The organism is Agromyces tropicus (genome assembly GCF_039531345.1).
In the GTDB taxonomy this organism is placed as follows: domain Bacteria; phylum Actinomycetota; class Actinomycetes; order Actinomycetales; family Microbacteriaceae; genus Agromyces; species Agromyces tropicus.
In genome coordinates this window covers 213012-230218 of the sequence record NZ_BAAAPW010000004.1, presented here as the reverse complement: position 1 = coordinate 230218, position 17207 = coordinate 213012, and the positions used below count along the sequence as shown (strand labels likewise).

The 17207-nt window shown below is 73.7% G+C and carries 13 protein-coding genes; 9 read left to right on the top strand and 4 right to left on the bottom strand.

From position 1 onward, the window contains the following. The first annotated feature begins 2 nt into the window (after positions 1 to 2). From ABD230_RS13505 to ABD230_RS13495, 3 genes are read left to right on the top strand one after another with little or no spacing between them, the layout of a single operon-like run. Positions 3 to 263, top strand: a complete 261-nt coding sequence (locus ABD230_RS13505) for a F0F1 ATP synthase subunit epsilon (RefSeq protein ID WP_067947101.1) — start codon at positions 3 to 5, stop codon at positions 261 to 263. A 10-nt stretch (positions 264 to 273) separates the two neighbouring features. Further along, positions 274 to 846, top strand: a complete 573-nt coding sequence (locus ABD230_RS13500) for a P-loop nucleotide/nucleoside kinase family protein (protein ID WP_344375107.1) — start codon at positions 274 to 276, stop codon at positions 844 to 846. After that, entirely contained in the window at positions 846 to 1604 is a 759-nt protein-coding gene (locus ABD230_RS13495; RefSeq protein ID WP_344375102.1) for a YaaA family protein, read from the top strand. The genes ABD230_RS13500 and ABD230_RS13495 overlap by 1 nt, the downstream gene beginning before the upstream one ends. An 83-nt stretch (positions 1605 to 1687) precedes the next feature. Here ABD230_RS13495 and ABD230_RS13490 read toward each other — a convergent pair whose 3' ends face one another. Together ABD230_RS13490 and ABD230_RS13485 are read right to left on the bottom strand one after the other, a co-directional pair. Continuing rightward, positions 1688 to 2299 (bottom strand): DNA-3-methyladenine glycosylase I, encoded by a 612-nt coding sequence (locus ABD230_RS13490; protein WP_344375098.1) that lies wholly within the window; start codon positions 2297 to 2299, stop codon positions 1688 to 1690. Further along, the gene (locus ABD230_RS13485) at positions 2296 to 2787 is read right to left on the bottom strand and encodes a methylated-DNA--[protein]-cysteine S-methyltransferase (protein WP_344375095.1); all 492 of its coding nucleotides are present in this window, start codon (positions 2785 to 2787) and stop codon (positions 2296 to 2298) included. Before ABD230_RS13485 ends, ABD230_RS13490 begins: the two co-directional genes overlap by 4 nt. A gap of 198 nt (positions 2788 to 2985) precedes the next feature. On the opposite strand from ABD230_RS13485, the gene ABD230_RS13480 reads away from it, so the two are divergent. Further along, positions 2986 to 4200: a DUF4192 family protein gene (locus ABD230_RS13480; RefSeq protein ID WP_344375092.1), complete on the top strand. Its 1215-nt coding sequence runs from the start codon at positions 2986 to 2988 to the stop codon at positions 4198 to 4200. Between the two features lie 63 nt (positions 4201 to 4263). On the opposite strand, the gene ABD230_RS13475 is transcribed toward ABD230_RS13480, so the two are convergent. After that, the gene (locus ABD230_RS13475; protein ID WP_344375090.1) at positions 4264 to 5679 is read right to left on the bottom strand and encodes an aspartate aminotransferase family protein; all 1416 of its coding nucleotides are present in this window, start codon (positions 5677 to 5679) and stop codon (positions 4264 to 4266) included. Between the two features lie 29 nt (positions 5680 to 5708). After that, positions 5709 to 6191 (bottom strand): Lrp/AsnC family transcriptional regulator, encoded by a 483-nt coding sequence (locus ABD230_RS13470; protein ID WP_344375087.1) that lies wholly within the window; start codon positions 6189 to 6191, stop codon positions 5709 to 5711. Positions 6192 to 6388: 197 nt separating this feature from the next. Between ABD230_RS13470 and ABD230_RS13465 the strand changes: the two genes are divergently transcribed. The 5 genes from ABD230_RS13465 (at position 6389) to ABD230_RS13445 (ending at position 17190) form a co-directional block, all read left to right on the top strand. Next, a complete protein-coding gene (locus tag ABD230_RS13465) occupies positions 6389 to 7825 on the top strand; it encodes an aminobutyraldehyde dehydrogenase (RefSeq protein WP_425546240.1) in 1437 nt (478 codons plus the stop codon). Positions 7826 to 7852: 27 nt separating this feature from the next. Next, complete coding sequence (locus ABD230_RS13460) at positions 7853 to 8992, top strand: FHA domain-containing protein (RefSeq protein ID WP_344375080.1); 1140 nt, start codon at positions 7853 to 7855, stop codon at positions 8990 to 8992. A 25-nt stretch (positions 8993 to 9017) separates the two neighbouring features. Further along, complete coding sequence (locus tag ABD230_RS13455) at positions 9018 to 9824, top strand: PP2C family protein-serine/threonine phosphatase (RefSeq protein WP_344375076.1); 807 nt, start codon at positions 9018 to 9020, stop codon at positions 9822 to 9824. A 98-nt stretch (positions 9825 to 9922) separates the two neighbouring features. After that, positions 9923 to 11326, top strand: coding sequence for a serine/threonine-protein kinase (locus tag ABD230_RS13450; RefSeq protein ID WP_344375072.1), 1404 nt, complete (start codon positions 9923 to 9925; stop codon positions 11324 to 11326). Further along, the gene (locus tag ABD230_RS13445; RefSeq protein WP_344375068.1) at positions 11323 to 17190 is read left to right on the top strand and encodes an Ig-like domain-containing protein; all 5868 of its coding nucleotides are present in this window, start codon (positions 11323 to 11325) and stop codon (positions 17188 to 17190) included. Before ABD230_RS13450 ends, ABD230_RS13445 begins: the two co-directional genes overlap by 4 nt. The last annotated feature ends 17 nt before the right edge of the window (positions 17191 to 17207 follow it).

The following is a 17207-nucleotide window of genomic DNA, read 5'->3' as shown; positions in this document are numbered from 1 at the left end:
GCATGGCCGCCCTCAACGTGAGCGTCGTCTCGGCCGACCAGGAAGTCTGGTCGGGCGAGGCGGCCATGGTGGTGGCGCGCACGGTCGAAGGCGAGATCGGCATCCTGCCGGGTCACGAGCCGATGCTCGCGATCCTCGCCGGCGGCGAGGTGCGCGTCACCCTGCCCGGCGGTGAGAAGATCACCGCGAACGCGGAGGACGGGTTCCTCTCGGTGCAGTCCGACGCGGTGCAGGTCGTCGCGTCGCGCGCCGCCCTGGCCTGAGGGAGCGCGGATGCCGGGGGAGCAGCCGTTCGACCGCCAGTTCGGTGACCTCAGCGTCACCCAGCTCATCGTCATGGCCGGGCTGCCGGGTGCGGGCAAGTCGACGATCGGGGAGATCGTCGGCGCCCGCCTCGGCGCCACGGTCGTGTCCGTCGATCCGATCGAGTCCGCGATCCTGCGGGCGGGCATCGACGCCGACCAGCCCACCGGCCTGGCCGCGTACCTCGTCGCCGAGCAGATCGCCGAGAAGGAGCTCGACTCCGGCCGGACGGTGATCGTCGACGCGGTGAACGCGGCCGAGTCGGCGCGCCTGCAATGGCGTGACCTGGCCGAGCGGTCGGACGTGCGACTCCGCGTGATCGAGGTCGTCTGCTCGGACGCCTCGGTGCACCGCGCGCGGCTCGAGAAGCGCGAGCGGAACCTCCCGCACCTCGACGAGACGACGTGGCGGGCGGTCGAGCAGAGCCTCGACGGCTACGCGGCCTGGACCGGCCCGTCGGCCGCGCTGCCGCGCGTGACGATCGACAGCGTGGAACCGCTCGGCGTGAACGTCGACGCCGCGCTCGAGTTCATCTCCGCGTAGTGCTCGTCCTGCTGCCGCCCTCCGAGACGAAGCGCGACGGAGGCGACGTCGAGCCGCTCGTGCTTCACGCGCTCGCATACCGGACGTTCGATGCGCAGCGGTCGACCGCGCTCGCTGCGATCGCCGACCTCGCGGGCGACCCCGAGGCCATGATGCGCGCCCTCAAGCTGGGCCCCCGCCAGGCCTCCGAGGTCGACCGCAACCGAGCGCTCGCGACAGCGCCCACGATGCCGGCCATGGACCGGTACACGGGGGTGCTCTACGACGCCCTCGACTCGCCGTCGTTGGCTGCGGAGGCCAGGGCGTACGCCTCCCGTCATCTCGTGATCCACTCGGCGCTCTTCGGCCTCCTCGGCGCCGCCGACCCGATCCCGGCGTATCGCCTCTCGCACGACTCGCGCCTGCCCGGCCTCCGCCTGAGGGCGCTCTGGCGCGAGCCCGTGAGCTCCGTGCTCGCGGCCCATGACGGCCTCATCGTCGACCTCCGCTCCGAGGGCTACGCGGAGCTCGGCCCCGCTCCGCGACGCCCGGACTCGGTGTTCCTGCGCGTTGTGTCCGTCGACGAGTCAGGACGGCGGCGCGCGCTCAACCACTTCAACAAGCGCGCGAAGGGGCTGTTCACGCGAGCCCTGCTCGAGTCCCGCCCCGAGCTCGAGACGCGCGCCGACCTCCTCGACTGGGCCGCGACGAGCGGCTTCCGCCTGGACCTCGGCGCGACGCGGCCGTCGGCGCCGGACGAACTCGAACTGGTCGCCTGACCGCGACGCGCCGATGCGCTGGTGCGCGGAGGAGGGGCCGCCGCGCCGACGCGCGAGCCACGAGCCGCCGTCCGAGTCGTCGGTCAGGCCACCCGGTGGGCCGCCCGGCCGGAGCCGGAGCGGTGGCACCCCGCGACGTGGTCGTCGACCATGCCCATCGCCTGCATGAGCGCGTACATCGTCGTCGGGCCGACGAACCGGAACCCGAGCGAGCGCAGGCGTCGGCTCAGCGCGATCGATTCCTCCGTCGTCGCGGGGACCTCGGCGAACGAGGCGGGCGGCGCGGGCCTGGGTGGCGGGGCGAAGCCCCACAGCAGCTCGTCGAGCGTGCCGTCGAGGGCGAGCGTGGCCTTCGCGTTCCCGATCGTCGCCTCGATCTTCCCGCGGTGCCGGATGATCCGCGCGTCCCCGAGCAGCCGTTCGACGTCGTCGTCGGTCATCTCGGCGACCCGAGCCGGGTCGAAGCCGTGGAAGGCCTCGCGGAAGGCCGGTCGGCGACGGAGGATCGTGATCCACGAGAGCCCGGCCTGGAAGCCCTCGAGGCAGAGCTTCTCGAAGAGCCGGACCGGGTCGTGCTGCGGTGTGCCCCACTCCTCGTCGTGGTACCGGCGGTACTCGGGGTCGGACGCGCCCCACGCGCACCGGGCGAGCCCGTCGTCGCCGACCACGACGTCGACGGACGGTACCCCGCTCACGCGGCGAAGCCGATCTGCTCGTGCGCGAGCAGCCAGAGCTTGGTCGGCACGCCGTCGCCGCCCGAGTACCCGGTGACCCGGCCGTCGGACCCCAGCACGCGATGACACCCGACGATGATCGGCACCGGATTGGCGCCGACCGCGCCGCCGATGGCCCGCGCGGAGCCCGGTCGGCCGACCGCGCTGGCGAGCGCGCCGTAGGAGATGGCCTCGCCCCAGCCGAGCCGCTGGAGCTCGGCCCACACGGCGCGCTGGAAGGGCGTGCCGCTGAGTCGGACCGGCACGTCGAACGTCGTGCGCGTGCCGGAGAAGTACTCGTCGAGCTGCCGACGCGCCGTGTCGAGCACGGGCGCCGGCCGTTCCGGCAGGTCGTCGTGCGGCAGCGCGCCATCGCGCTCGATCGCGAGCCCGGTGATCTCGGTCTCGTCTGCGAGGAGCTCGATGCGGCCGATCGGCGTGTCGAACCGGATGAGGTACGGGGAGGTCATGGTTCGAGGATAGGTGGGCCCGCCGTCATCGACTGGCGGGAATCGGACACTGCGTGCACGATGCCCGACCCGTCCCGATGTGGAGGACGGGACGCGGTCGTGCCGGAGCCGTCCTCCACAGCGTCGCCGGGCGGCGCGAGCGTGGACGGGGACGCAGATCGTCCCCGCCGGACCACCGCGCCGACCCAGGCTGTCGGCATGACCGCGACCATCCGCGCCGAGACGGCGCACGACTTCCTCGCCCTCGTCCCGCATCTCGTGGGCTACCGGCCCGCGCGCTCGCTCGTCTGCGTCGCGTTCGAGGGCGCTCGCACGGTCGGGGTGGTGCGCCACGACCTGCCCGACGCGGCGACCATCGACGCCACCGCCGGCGCGATCCTCGGGACGCTCTGCCGGATGCCGCGAGTCGACGCCGCCGTGGTGGTCGCGTACGTCGACGAGTCGTTCGGCGGCGGCGGTGTCCCGGTGCGAGGCGTGATCGAGGCGATCGCACACCGGCTCGAGACGGCCGGGTTCGCCGTCCGGGACGCGTTGTGCGTCGCGGCGGACGGATGGGGGTCGCTGCTCGACGCGTCGCTGCCGCCCGGAGGACGGCGCATGGAGCTCATCGAGGGGAGCCGGGCGGCGCGGCGCGCACGGAAGGAGACGGGGCGCCCGCCCGCGACGACCGCAGCGGACCTCGTCGTCCTCCCGGAGCCTCGGGCCGACCTGGCCGAGCCCATCCGCGGCGTGCTCGACGGACTCGACGGCACGTCTCGAGACGACGGAGCGCTCGAGGATCGGGTCGGCGAGGCGCTCGACGCCATCGAGGCCGCGGTCGGCGCCGCGGCGGACCCGCTGGTGCTCGTGGAACGCGTCGCGGCCGGTGACGCCCGGAGCCCGGAGGAGCTCGGCTGGCTCCTGCACCTGTCCGCGCAGCCGCCGATCCGCGACGCGATGATGCTGCAGGCCGCCTTCGGGCCGCTGATCGGCGAGCTGGCGCTCGACGCGGCCGCCGAGCCCGAGACGGCGGGCGTCGGGTCGCCGGCGCACGACGTCGCGCCGGACCGTGCCGGCGCCGAACCCGTGGACGACGTCCTCGCCCGCCTGCTGCTCGGGCGCAGCTGCACGCGGCCCGACCCGGGGCGCGTGCATCGCAGCCTCGAGGTCGTGACCCTCGCGATCGGCAATGCACCCGCGGGGCGGCGGAGCGGTGCCCTGTGCATCGCCGCATGGCTCGCGTGGGCGCTCGGCCGCGGTTCGGCGGCCGGCGCGCTCGTCGATCTCGCCCGCGCCGAGACCCCGGAGCACACGATGGCCGCACTGCTCGAACGCTTCCTCGGAACGGGTGCGCTCCCGGACTGGGCGTTCACCGAGCCGGACGCGGCCGGCGCCGGGGCCGGCGGTCGCCCGGCAGCCGGCGCCCGACGATGAGACGACGGACGCCCGAGCCGAATCGGCCCGGGCGTCCGTGCGGGGGCGCCCCCGTGGAGCGGATCAGAGGAGGTCGGCCGCCTCCGTCAGCACGCCGCGCAGGGTCTGCTCGATCTCGCGGAACTCCGCCGGTCCGATCGTCAGGGGCGGGGCGAGCTGGATGACGGGGTCGCCACGGTCGTCGGCACGGCAGTAGAGCCCGGCGTCGAACAACGCCTTCGAGAGGAAGCCGCGGAGGAGTCGCTCGGACTCGTCGTCGTCGAACGTCTCGCGGGTCGCCTTGTCCTTCACGAGCTCGATGCCGAAGAAGTAGCCGTCACCGCGGACGTCGCCCACGATCGGGATGTCGAGCAGCTTCTCGAGCTCGGCGCGGAACAGCGGCGAGTTCTCGCGGACGCGCTCGTTGAGCTTCTCCTCCTCGAAGATGTCGAGGTTCTCGAGCGCCACGGCCGCCGAGACCGGGTGCCCGCCGAAGGTGTAGCCGTGGTAGAAGCTCGTCGTGCCCGTCTTGAACGGCTCGTAGATCTTCTCCGACACGATGGTGGCGCCGATGGGGGAGTAGCCCGAGGTCATCGCCTTCGCGCAGGTGATCATGTCGGGCACGTAGCCGTACGCGTCGCACGCGAACATGTGGCCGATGCGACCGAACGCCGCGATGACCTCGTCCGAGACCATGAGCACGTCGTACTTGTCGCAGATCTCGCGCACGCGCTGGAAGTACCCGGGAGGCGGCGGGAAGCAGCCGCCGGAGTTCTGGATCGGCTCGAGGAAGACGGCCGCGACGGTCTCGGGGCCCTCGAACAGGATCATCTCCTCGATCCGATCGGCCGCCCAGAGGCCGAACGCCTCGAGGTCGTCGGTCGGTCCGCCCATCTCGGCGGCACGGTAGAAGTTCGTGTTCGGAACGCGGAACCCGCCCGGGGTGATCGGCTCGAACATCTGCTTCATCGCAGGGATGCCCGTGATCGCGAGCGCGCCCTGCGGCGTGCCGTGGTACGCGACGGCGCGCGAGATGACCTTGTGCTTGGTCGGCATCCCGCGGAGCTTCCAGTAGTACTTCGCCAGCTTGAAGGCGGTCTCGACGGCCTCGCCGCCGCCCGTGGAGAAGAAGACCCGGTTGAGGTCGCCCGGCGCGTAGTCCGCCAGGCGGTCGGCGAGCTCGATGGCGGCGGGGTGGGCGTACGACCAGATCGGGAAGAAGGCGAGCTCCTCGGCCTGCTTCGCCGCGACCTCGGCCAGCCGGCGCCGGCCGTGCCCGGCGTTCACGACGAACAGGCCGGACAGGCCGTCGAAGTACTTGCGGCCGTGCACGTCGAAGACGTGGTGGCCCTCCCCGCGCGTGATGATGGGCACGCCGTGCTCCTCCATCACCGACTGGCGGGCGAAGTGCATCCAGAGATGGTCCTTCGCCTTCTGCTGCAGCGCGGCGTCGTCGAAGCCTGCGGAGCCGAGGCGCGGCGCTGCGTCGAGGGTGGTCATCGGGGGATCTCCTTCCGGGCGACCCGCGGTCAGCGGGTGCCCCAGTTGTAGAACTGCTTCTGCAGCTTCAGGTAGACGAACGTCTCGGTGGACTGCACGCCCTCGAGGTTCCGGATGCGCGAGTTCAGCAGCGTGATCAGCTGGTCGTCGTTCTCGCAGACGACCTCGGCCATGAGGTCGAAGCTTCCGGCCGTGAGCACGACGTAGTCGATCTCCGGGATCTCGGCGAGCGCCTCGGCGAGGGTGCGGGTGTCGCCGGTCGCCCGGATCCCGATCATCGCCTGGCGCGTGAATCCCAGCTGCATCGGGTCCGTGACCGCGACGATCTGCATGACGCCCGCCTCCGTGAGGCGCTGGACGCGCTGTCGCACCGCCGCCTCGCTCAGGCCGACCGCCTTGCCGATGTCGGCGTACGAGCGGCGGCCATCGGCCTGGAGCTGCTCGATGATCGCCTTCGAGACGTCGTCGAGCTGCACCGGCCGGTGGGCGTTCGGGCGGTTGCCGTTCGTCATGCGTTCGATCATGACAGTGGAATGGTTGTTTCACAAGGGATTCAGTCGAGTTCAGGGCGAATGGCTGCGGATTCCATCGTCAGGAAGCCTTCCGTTCCGTCGGATCCTGTGCGAGCATGGTCGGCACCCGCGCCCGGGCGCGGCCCGGCGCATGCCGCCCGGACGCGAGGGCGCCGCCCGACATCCCCGACGGAGGAATCCCCGTGACCGAGCTCCTGCGCAACTTCATCGACGGCGCGTACGTCGACGCCCGTGGCGACGAGGCCGTCGACCTCATCGACCCCGCCACCGAGGAGGTGTACGCCCAGGCGCCCGTCTCCACGGTCGCCGACATCGACGCGGCGTACGCCGCCGCCTCGACCGCATTCGAGTCGTGGGGCGGGACGACGCCCGCGGAGCGGCAGCTCGCCCTCTTCCGCATCGCCGATGCGATGGAGGCGCGGGCCGAGGAGTTCGCCGACCTCGAGTCGCAGGACACCGGAAAGCCGCGCGCCTCGCTCGTCGACGACGAGATCCTCCAGTCGGTCGATCAGCTCCGCTTCTTCGCGGGCGCGGCGCGCAACCTCGAGGGCCGCGCCGCGGCCGAGTACCTGGCGGACCACACCTCGTTCGTGCGCCGCGAGCCCATCGGCGTCATCGGCCAGGTCGCCCCATGGAACTACCCGCTCAACATGGCCGTCTGGAAGATCGCCCCGGCGATCGCCGCCGGCAACACCGTCGTGCTCAAGCCCTCCGACACCACGCCGCTGGCGACGCTCAAGCTCGCCGAGGTCGCCGCCGAGTTCCTCCCGGCCGGCGTGCTCAACGTCGTGACGGGCGACCGCGCGACGGGCGCGGCGCTCCTGCAGCACGCGACCCCGGAGATGGTCGCCATCACCGGCTCCGTGCGCGCGGGCATGGAGGTCGCCCGTGCCGCGGCCTCCGACCTCAAGCGCGTGCACCTCGAACTCGGCGGCAAGGCGCCCGCCGTGGTGTTCGACGACGTCGACCTCGAGGCCGCGGCCGACGGCATCGTCTCCGCCGCCTACTTCAACGCCGGGCAGGACTGCACCGCCGCGACCCGCGTGCTCGTGCACGAGTCGGTGCACGACGAGCTCGTGGCGATCCTCGTCGAGCGCGCGCGCACGAACGCCCGCACCGGCGCGCCGCGCGAGGAGGGCGTCTTCTACGGCCCCCTGAACAACCCGACGCAGCTCTCCAACGTCACGGGCTTCATCGACCGGCTCCCGGACCACGCCGACATCGCCACCGGCGGACGCCGGCAGGGCGAGCGCGGCTACTTCTGGGAGGCGACCGTGGTCACGGGTCTCCGCCAGGACGACGAGGCGGTGCAGCGCGAGATCTTCGGGCCCGTGCTGACCGTGCAGTCGTTCCGCGAGGAGCGCGAGGTCATCGCGATGGCCAACGGCGTCGACTACGCGCTCGCCGCCTCGGTGTGGACCCGCGACCACGGCCGTGCCATGCGCTTCGCCAAGCACCTCGACTTCGGCTGCGTCTGGATCAACACGCACATCCCGTTCGTGTCGGACATGCCGCACGGCGGCTTCAAGCACTCCGGCTACGGCAAGGACCTCTCGCAGTACGGCTTCGAGGACTACACGCGCGTGAAGCACGTCATGAGCTACCTCGGCTGACCTCCGCGCAGTGCCAGACTGGACCCCATGGTCGACGGTGCGCTGCGCCGCCGGGACGAACCCGGCGCCCCCCAGTGGGACGTGGTGGTCGGCGCGCGGTTCATCGCGGCCGTGGCCGCCCCCGCGCACGATCGGGTCCTGACGGCGCTCGCCGAGGCGGCCGCCGACCCCGGGATCGGGCTCGAGGACCTCGTCGCCCGGATCCCCATGGGCGACGGCGGCGTCGAGCACCTCGCGCTGGCCTGGTGGCCGAGCTCCGGCGACCCGATCACGGCGGTCGTGCGCGGCGACGCCGTCATCGACCTCGCCTCGCCCGGCGGTGCTCGCCGGCTGGACTCGCGCGGCATCACGCCGTGGCACCTCGCCGAGTTCACGGCGGTCACCCGGCTCCGCATCGCCGGCCCCGGCGGGCCGCTCGAGGCCGTGCGGCAGGCGGGGCTGCGCGGCACGCCCGTGCCCGCCGACCGTGCCTCCTTCCGCGCCGCCGCCGTCGAGTGGGCGTGGCGCGAGACGCAGGGCGGATCCGGATCGGAGGCCGCCGACCCCGACCGCGACACCGTCCTCACCGCACGTCCGTCCCGCACGACCGAGCGGCGTCCGCCGGTCACCCGGGTTCCGACGATGCCGCTCGACGTCGTCGGCGACGACGCGGACACGGTGCGCTACGTGCGCGGGGACGGCGCCGACGCCGACACCGTGCTCACCTCGGCGGCGCGCGCCCGCCTCGCAGAGAAGCTCGGCCGGGACCGGCCGGCGGATGCCGCAGGGCCCGCGCCGCGCCGGGGCGGTCGCGCCGCGACGACGGAGGGCGCGGTCGCGGCGCCCAGGTTCCGCATCGTCGGCGGCGCCGACGGCGACGTCTCCGTTCCCGTCTTCATCGGGCGGAGCCCGAGCGCCCCGCGGATCGCGGGGGAGCGGGTGTCGCTCGTGCGCGTGGACTCGCCGACGGGCGTCGTGTCGGCCACGCACCTCGAACTGCGGATGGAGGGCAGCCGTCTGGTGGCCGTCGACCTGCGCTCGACCAACGGCACCGAGGTGCGGTCCGCCTCGGGACGGCGTCGGCTGCGCGCCGGCGAGTCGGTGGTCGTGTCACCGGGCACGACGCTGCAACTGGGAGGGGATACGATCGTCGAGATCCTCCCCGCGCTCGGGAGCCTCGACGCATGACCTCGATCGGACACTGGGGGAACGGGTGACGCAGATCGGCAACGGCAACAGCCGCCACCGGGTCACGCTGCCCGACGGGACCGAGGTGACGCTCTCGTGGGCGGCCGCGACGGACACCGGCCTGCGCCGCGCCGTCAACGAGGACAGCTACGTCGCCCAGGCGCCGCTGTTCGCCGTGGCCGACGGCATGGGCGGCCACGCGGCCGGCGACTTCGCGAGCGCCGCGGTCGTGACGCGGCTCGCCGAGCACGGCGGCAAGGCGGCGATCGGCACGTCGGACATCGACGGTGCGCTGCGACTGGCCGTGCAGGACATGGGCCGCGGCGCCGGGGTGACGGACGAGGGCAGCGGGACCACGGTCACGGGCGTCGCCCTCGGGCTGATCCGCGACGAGCCCGCCTGGATCGTGTTCAACATCGGCGACTCGCGCGTCTACCGGCTCGTCGGCGGCGTGCTCGAGCAGTTGACCGTGGACCACTCGATCGTGCAGGAACTCGTCGACGCGGGCCAGATCACCCGCGAGGAGGCCGACACGCACCCGCACTCCAACGTCATCACGCGTGCCGTCGGGTTCCACGAGGCGCCGATCCCCGACTACCGGGCGATCGCGCTCGAGGAGGGCATGCGCCTGCTGGTGTGCTCGGACGGCCTCACCAAGGAGCTCACCTCCTACGGCATCCGCCACTTCCTCATCTCCGGCCGCTCGCCCGAGCAGGCCGTCCACCAGCTCGTCGAGGCGGCGGTCGGCAACGGGGGCCGCGACAACGTGACCGTGGTCGTCGTCGACGTCCTCCGCATCGAGCGGCCGTCCACACCGGACGACGAGGACTGAGCCCCGCGGCCCGGGCCGACCCTAGAATTGGGGGGCGATGCCCCGCGCCGCCGCCGGCGCCGACGGGACGCACCGCTACCGAGGCCGCTGGGAGGATCGTGTCGAGGCGACTGCCGTCAACGCCGCCGAACCTGCCCGGCTTCTCGTTCATCCGGGTCCTCGGCTCGGGCGGCTTCGCCGACGTGTTCCTGTACGAGCAGAACATGCCGCGCCGCCTCGTCGCGGTGAAGGTGCTGCTCGCCGAGGTCGTCAACGACGAGGTCCGGCAGATGTTCCAGGCCGAGGCGAACCTCATGGCGCAGCTCTCGAGCCACCCGTCGATCCTGACGGTGTACCAGGCGAGCGTCGCCGCCGACGGCCGCCCGTACCTCGTGATGGAGTACTGCTCCGCGACGCTCGGCCAGCGCTACCGCGCGGTCCAGCTGCCGCTCGCCGAGGTGCTCTCGATCGGCGTGCGGATCGCGAGCGCGGTCGAGACGGCGCACCGCCAGGGCGTGCTGCACCGCGACATCAAGCCGTCGAACATCCTCACGACCGCCTACGGCCATCCCGTGCTCGCCGACTTCGGCATCGCCGCCACCCTCGGCCAGGCGGAGGCCAGTGACGCCGTCGGGCTGTCGGTGCCGTGGTCCGCGCCCGAGGTGCTGCTCGACGAGGTCGCCGGCACGGTGGCCAGCGAGGTCTGGTCGCTCGGCGCGACGGTGTACTCGCTGATCGCCGGGCGCAGCCCGTTCGAGGTGCCCGGCGGCGACAACGGCACCGTCGCGCTCGTCGGCCGCATCGAGAAGGCCAGGGTCGCCCCGACGGGGCGCCCCGACGTGCCCCGCAGCCTCGAGGCCGCCCTCGCCCGGGCCATGTCGAAGCGCCCCGCCGACCGGCAGTCCAGCGCGCTCGAGTTCATCCGCGACCTGCAGGCCGTCGAGGAGGAGCTGGCCCTGCCGCAGACGCCCCTCGAGGTCGCGATGGACGACTGGGCGCTCGCCACCGCGGTCGACCTCGATGAGCGGACTCGCATCGGGGCGGGCACGACCGTCGGGCCGTCGCGGCCCCGACGCCGGCGGCCCGCGGCATCCGGCCGGCCGAGGACCGTCGACTCGACCTCGCAGGGCTCGCTCTCGGGGCGCGGGCGCGCAGCGCCGCCCTCCACGGGCCGGCTCATCGCGGGCGTCGCGATCGCCGCCGCCGTGTTCGTGGCGCTCGTGGTCGCCGGCCTCGTCACCGTCGCGCGGGGCGCCGGCGAGATCCCGGTCGTGACGGACGTCCGTGCGCGGACCGAGGGCGCGGCCGTCGAGTTCTCGTGGGACGACCCGGGCCTGCGCCAGGGCGACGCGTACATCGTGACGGTGGACGGCACGGCCTCGCCGCCGCAGCGGGCCGCCGAGTACGCGATGAGCGTCGACGAGCCCGGCACCGTCTGCGCGAGCGTGACGGTGTGGCGCGGCGGCAAGTCCGGCGCGGCGAGCGCGGAACGGTGCGCAGAGGTCGACGAGGTCCCGCGATGACCACGCTGCGGACCCTCTGGATGCGGCGCCGCTCGGCGCTGCTGACCGGGGTGTCCGTGGCCGCGACCGTCGCCGTCGTGGCCGGTGTCGCCGTGGCATCCGGCGGCTACACCGCGCAGCGCGTCGACCTGGGCGACGCGGCCGTGTGGGTCGCCAACGACGAGCGGCAGACCGTCGGGCGCGCGAACACCGCGGTGCTCGAGCTCAACGCGCTCGTCGACACGGGCGGTACCCGCGCCGAGGTCGTCCAGGACGGCGCCTCGGTGCTCGTCCTCGATCGGGACCGGGCCAGCGTCGGCATCGTCGACCCGACGACCTCGACCGTCACGGACACGGTCGCGGTCCCGGGCGACGCCGACCTCGCGCTCGCGGACGGCCGGGTCGTGGTGTCGGCCGACGGCGACGTGTGGGTGCCGACGATCGACGAGTTCGGGGCCTTCGACGCCGAGGCCGACCCGGCCGTCTCGTTCGGCGCCGGAGCGGTGGTCTCGACCGACGACGCCGGCCGCATCCTCGGCTTCGTGCCGAGCACGGGCGTGCTCTACCGCTCGACGGCCGACCGTCCGGACGAGGTGCGCTCGACGCAGCTCGACCCCCTCGAAGAGGGCGCGGCCGTGCAGCTCACGTCGGTGGGCGGCCGATGGGCGGTGCTCGACGAGCTGCACGCGCTCCTGCACCTCGAGGGCGGCGCCACGGTCGACCTCGACGGCCTCGCGGAGCCCGCCGACGCGCCCGTCCTCCAGCGCCCGGCGAGCACCGGCGACACGGTGCTCCTCGCCACCCGCACGCGGCTGCTCGAGGTCGCGTTCGACGGGTCCACGCCACGCGAGCTCGTGGCGGGTCGTCGCGGCACGCCGGCACCGCCGGTGCTGCACGACGGGTGCCGCCGCGCCGCGTGGGGCGACGGCATGGCGTGGGACGAGTGCCGGGCCGCCCCCGAGGTCCCGCTCCGCGGCGCCGCGGGAGCGCTCGCCCTCGACTTCCGCGAGAACGGCGACACGCTCGTGCTGAACGACCGGCGCAGCGGGGCGAGCTGGGCCGCATCGGCCGACTACGGCCTGATCGACAACTGGGACGACCTGCTCGCGGTCCAGCGCGACGAGCAGACCGTCGAGGAGAACGATCCCGACACGCCGCCCACGATCGAGAAGGCCCAGGTGCCGCCGGTCGCCGTCGACGACGAGTTCGGAGCACGCCCGGGGCGGGCCACCCTCCTGCCCGTGCTGCTCGACGACTACGACGCCAACGGCGACGTGCTCGTCGTGTCCGGCGTCGACGGCGAGCTCCCCTCGTGGGCCCGCCTCGACCTCGTGGCCAACCGCCAGCAGGTGCAGCTCACGCTCGACGACGACGCGACCGGCTCGTTCGAGTTCGGGTACACGATCGACGACGGCCGGGGCGGGACCGCGCGTGCGCTCGTCGCCGTCACGGTGCGAGGGCCGGACGAGAACGGGGCGCCCGAGCAGGTCCGCCCGACCCGCGCGGTCGTGGAGGAGCGCGGGCGCGTGACCACCGCCGTGCTCGGCGAGTGGGTCGACCCGGACGGCGATCCGGTGTTCCTGCGCCGCGCCGCCGTCGACGGCCCCGACCGGGTGTCGTCCACGGCCGACGGCGTCGTGGTCTTCGACGAGGGCGGCGATGCGTCCGCGGCGCGGACCGTGGCCCTCGTCGTCTCGGACGGCCGCGACGACGGCAACGGCGCGATGACGGTGGCGGTGCGCGCGCTCGGCGAGGCACCGCTCGTGGCCGAGTCGTTCGTCGCGCTCGCGACGGCCGGCGAGGAGATCGAGCTCGAACCGCTCCGCCATGTGCGCGGCGGATCCGGGATGCCGCACCTGAGCGCCGTCCCGTCGAAGCCCAAGGCCGAGATCACGCCCGACTTCGACGCGGGCACGTTCCGCTTCCGCACCGACGACGTGCGCACCCACTACCTCGAGTACACGGTCACCGACGGCGGGCAGACCGCCACCGGCCTCGTGCGCGTCGAGGTCAGCGCGCCCCCGGAGCGCGACACGACGCCCATCACCGTTCCGCACACGGCCTTCCTCCGGCTCGACCAGCCGATGGAGGTCGACGTGCTCGCCACCGACATCGACCCGACGGGCGGCCTGCTGATCCTCACGGGGCCCGGCGAGGAGCCCGCAGACGGCGGCGTCCGCATCGAGATCGTCGAGCACCGGGTGCTCCGCGTGACGCTGACCCAGCCGCTGCCGACGGGCTCGACGACCTTCGGCTACCGCGTGAGCAACGGGCTCGGCGACGCGGAGGGCACCGTCACGGTCGTCGAGGTGCCGCGTCCGGACCGCTTCCAGCCGCCCATCGCCGTGCCCGACACCGTCTCCGCACGCACGGGCGACGTCGTCGACATCCCCGTGCTCGACAACGACGAGCACCCCGACGGCGATCGCCTGACGCTGGCCGCCGACCTCGTGCAGGAACCCCGGGCGGGGCTGCTGTTCAGCTCGGGCGAGCGGCTGCGGTACTTCGCGCCCGAGACGCCCGGCGAGTTCACCGCGGTCTACCGCGTCGAGGGTCCCGACGGCCAGTTCGGCACCGCGGCGGTCACCATCACCGTGCGCGAGGCCGACTCCGACGGCAACTCCGCCCCCGTGCCGCGCACGGCGGTCGCTCGCGTGCTCTCCGGGGGGACGGTGCGCATCCCGATCCCGCTCGGCGGCATCGACCCCGACGGCGACTCGGTCCAGCTCGTCGGGCAGGAGTCGAACCCGGAGCGGGGGTCCGTCGTGGACCGCGGGGCGGACTGGCTGGAGTACCGCGCGGGCGAGTACTCGGCGGGGACCGACACGTTCGAGTACGCGGTCGTCGACGCGCTGGGTGCGCGCGCCACCGGCACGGTGCGCGTCGGCGTCGCGCCGGGACTCGACGGCGCCCGCCCGCCCGTCGCGATCGAGGACGACGTGACGGTGCGCCCGGGACGCACCGTCGCCGTCCGCGTGCTCGAGAACGACAGCGACCCGGACGGCTCGCCGCTGCGGCTGACGGGCGTCGAGCCGAACACCCCGAACACCGTCGTGCGCCGCGACGACGACGTCGTGGTGGTCGACGTGCCGAACGCGCCGGACACCTACGGCGCCATCTACACGATCGAGAACGCGCGGCAGGCGAGCGCGTCGAGCTACCTCCGGATCACCGCGGACCCGGAGGCGCCGCTGGCGCGACCCGAGGCGTCGGACGTCGTGCTGAGCCTGAGCGACGTGCTCGAGGAGGACGAGGTCGAGGTCGACGTGCTCGGCGAGGTCTTCATCGCGGACGCGGACGCCGGCGAGGCGGACGTCGCGCTCGTGCCGGGGCACTCCGACGGCGCGCGCGTCGGCGGCGACGGCACCGTCCGCGTCGAGGTGCAGGACACGCGTCGGATCGTGCCGTTCTCCGTCGGTCACCCGGACGACCCGGACCTGCGCGCCTACGCCTTCATCTGGGTGCCCGGACGGGACGACGCCCTGCCGCAGCTGCGACGGGACGTCCCGCCCGTGCGGGTGACCTCGGGCGAGGAGGTCCTCCTGGAGCTCGAGGACTACGTCGTCGCCGCCTCCGGGCGCCCGGTGCGGTTGACGGATGCCGCGACCGTGCGCGCGTCGCACTCCGACGGCAGCGACCTCGCCGTCGACGCCGACACCGTGCGGTACCGCAGCGAGGAGGGCTACTTCGGCCCGGCGTCGATCTCGTTCACGGTGACCGACGGGGAATCCGCGGACGACCCCGACGGGCGGACCGGGACGATCGTGATCCCGATCGACGTGCGGCCCGCAGAGGGCCAGCCGCCGACGTTCGTCGGCGGCGTGATCGACTTCGAGCCCGGCCAGGAGAAGGCCATCGACCTCGAGCGGCTCACGAGCACGCCAGAGGACGACGGCGAGGGCCTCGAGTTCCGGGTCGTGGGCGTCGTGCCGGAGGGCTTCTCCGCGGAGCTGGACGGCACCGAGCTGCGCGTGCGGGCGGCCGAGGGCACCCTGCAGGGCACGCGACGGTCGATCACGGTCGGCGTCGCCGACGGCGGCATCGAGGGCACCCCAGGGCGCATCGAGCTGCGCGTCGTGCCCTCGACGAGGCCGATCGCGCAGCCCGCGCCGGATCTCGCGGTCGCACCGCGCGGTCGCACGACGTCGGTCGACGTGCTCGACAACGACGCCGCGGGCAACCCGTTCCCGGGCACGCCGCTCCGCGTCGTCCGCGTCCGGGGCCTCGACGCGGCGAGCCTCCCCGAGGGACTCTCCGTGGTGCCCGACGCGGATCGATCCCGGCTGGCGGTGACGGTCGCCGAGGGGGCGGAGCCGGTCAACACGACGCTGCAGTACCAGGTGGCCGATGCCACCGGCGACTCGAGCCGGTACGCCTGGGGCACCGTGACGATCTCGGTCCAGGACCGCCCGGAGCCGGTCACCGACGCACGGCTCACCGCGTTCGGCGACGGCCGCATCGACCTCGCGTTCGGTGCGGGCGCCGCGAACAACTCGCCGATCGAGGCGTACCGGATCAGCCTGCTCGATCCGGGCGACCGCAGCGAGCTCGCGGCATCCGAGTGCGCCGCGACCACGTGCACGGTGCCGACGTCGGGCAACGGTCCGGACTCGGCCGCGATCGTCCGGATCCAGGCGCGCAACGCGATCGGCCTGAGCGAGCCGGTGGAGCTGCCCGAACCGGTCTGGTCGGACGTGATCCCGCCGCCCGCCGCCGGGCTGCGCGCCGCCCCGCTCGACGGGAGGCTGCGCGTGGAGTGGCAGCCGGTGCCCACCGGCTCGGGCAGCCCGATCCGCACCTACGTCGTCTGGGTCGCCGGCTCGCCGACCGAGGTGTCCGCCTCGCGCGCGTGCACGGCGTCGCTGTGCTCGCTGGAGTCCCAGGGCATCGCGAACGGCAGCACGGTCACCGTCACGGTGAGCGCGCGGAACGGCGCGCTCCCGGCGCTCGCGACCTGGACCGAGGCCAGCACGACCGGCACGCCGTTCGGCGACCCGTTCGCCGGCGGCATCTCGGTCGACGCGGACCCGGCGGCCGGCAGCGTGGTGGTGTCGTGGACGCCGTTCGACGGCAACGGCGACGGCATCGGCGGCTACTTCGTGCAGCGGCTCGTCGAGGGCGAGTCCGCCGTGCCGGGCGGCGCCCAGGCCTGCACCGTGACCGGACCGGCACCGGGTGCCGTCGTCGCGCCCACGGTCGGCGGCTCCGTCGCCGAGATGGTCAGCGTCGGACCCGGCGCGGCGAGCGTCGAGTTCGCCGGCACCAGCACGGAGGCCGCACGGTACGGGTTCGTGGTCTGGGGCTACAACCGGGCCGGCTGCGTCCCGACCGAGGTGGCGACGACCGTCGTGCGCCCGGCGCCGGGCGCGATCGGCGGAATCCGCAGCGACATGGACTGGCTCAACGGCGAGACGTGGGACCGCTTCATCGACGACGTCGACGCGGGCACCAAGCGACTGCAGATCATCGCGGTCGACGCGGGCGGTGCGCGGGTCGGCTCCCCGCGCGACTTCAACGGCTCCGGCTGGCTCCGGCAACTGCTGAACCGGCCGTTCGGCGAGACGGCGCGCTTCCAGGTGCGCGCCTGCTCGGTGTGGGGCTCGTGCGGTCCGTGGTCGGAGACGTTCCCGACGGGCGAGTCGCCGTCGCTCACGTTCTCGCTCCCGGGGCGCGCCTACGATGCCGCGACCCAGACATGGTCGTGGTCGGCGGACCCCGCCAACTCCGGACTTCCCGCCTCGTACCGCTGCGGCGCCGACGGGGACCGGGTCGGCCGCCAGGCGCAGACCGCGACCTCGTGCCAGGTGAACGGCGCGAAGGCCGGCGACGCCGTCTGGTTGGATGTTGAGGTCGCGGGCGTCACCGCGAGGTTCGAGTCACGATGAAGTCCACCGAGGAGCAC

Coding starts and splice junctions, on each gene's coding strand:
- ABD230_RS13480 (WP_344375092.1), top strand. CDS start 2,986: ATGACCGCGACCATCCGCGCCGAGACGGCGCACGACTTCCTCGCCCTC.
- ABD230_RS13460 (WP_344375080.1), top strand. CDS start 7,853: ATGGTCGACGGTGCGCTGCGCCGCCGGGACGAACCCGGCGCCCCCCAG.
- ABD230_RS13470 (WP_344375087.1), bottom strand. CDS start 6,191: ATGACGAACGGCAACCGCCCGAACGCCCACCGGCCGGTGCAGCTCGAC.
- ABD230_RS13485 (WP_344375095.1), bottom strand. CDS start 2,787: ATGACCTCCCCGTACCTCATCCGGTTCGACACGCCGATCGGCCGCATC.
- ABD230_RS13500 (WP_344375107.1), top strand. CDS start 274: ATGCCGGGGGAGCAGCCGTTCGACCGCCAGTTCGGTGACCTCAGCGTC.
- ABD230_RS13475 (WP_344375090.1), bottom strand. CDS start 5,679: ATGACCACCCTCGACGCAGCGCCGCGCCTCGGCTCCGCAGGCTTCGAC.
- ABD230_RS13445 (WP_344375068.1), top strand. CDS start 11,323: ATGACCACGCTGCGGACCCTCTGGATGCGGCGCCGCTCGGCGCTGCTG.
- ABD230_RS13505 (WP_067947101.1), top strand. CDS start 3: ATGGCCGCCCTCAACGTGAGCGTCGTCTCGGCCGACCAGGAAGTCTGG.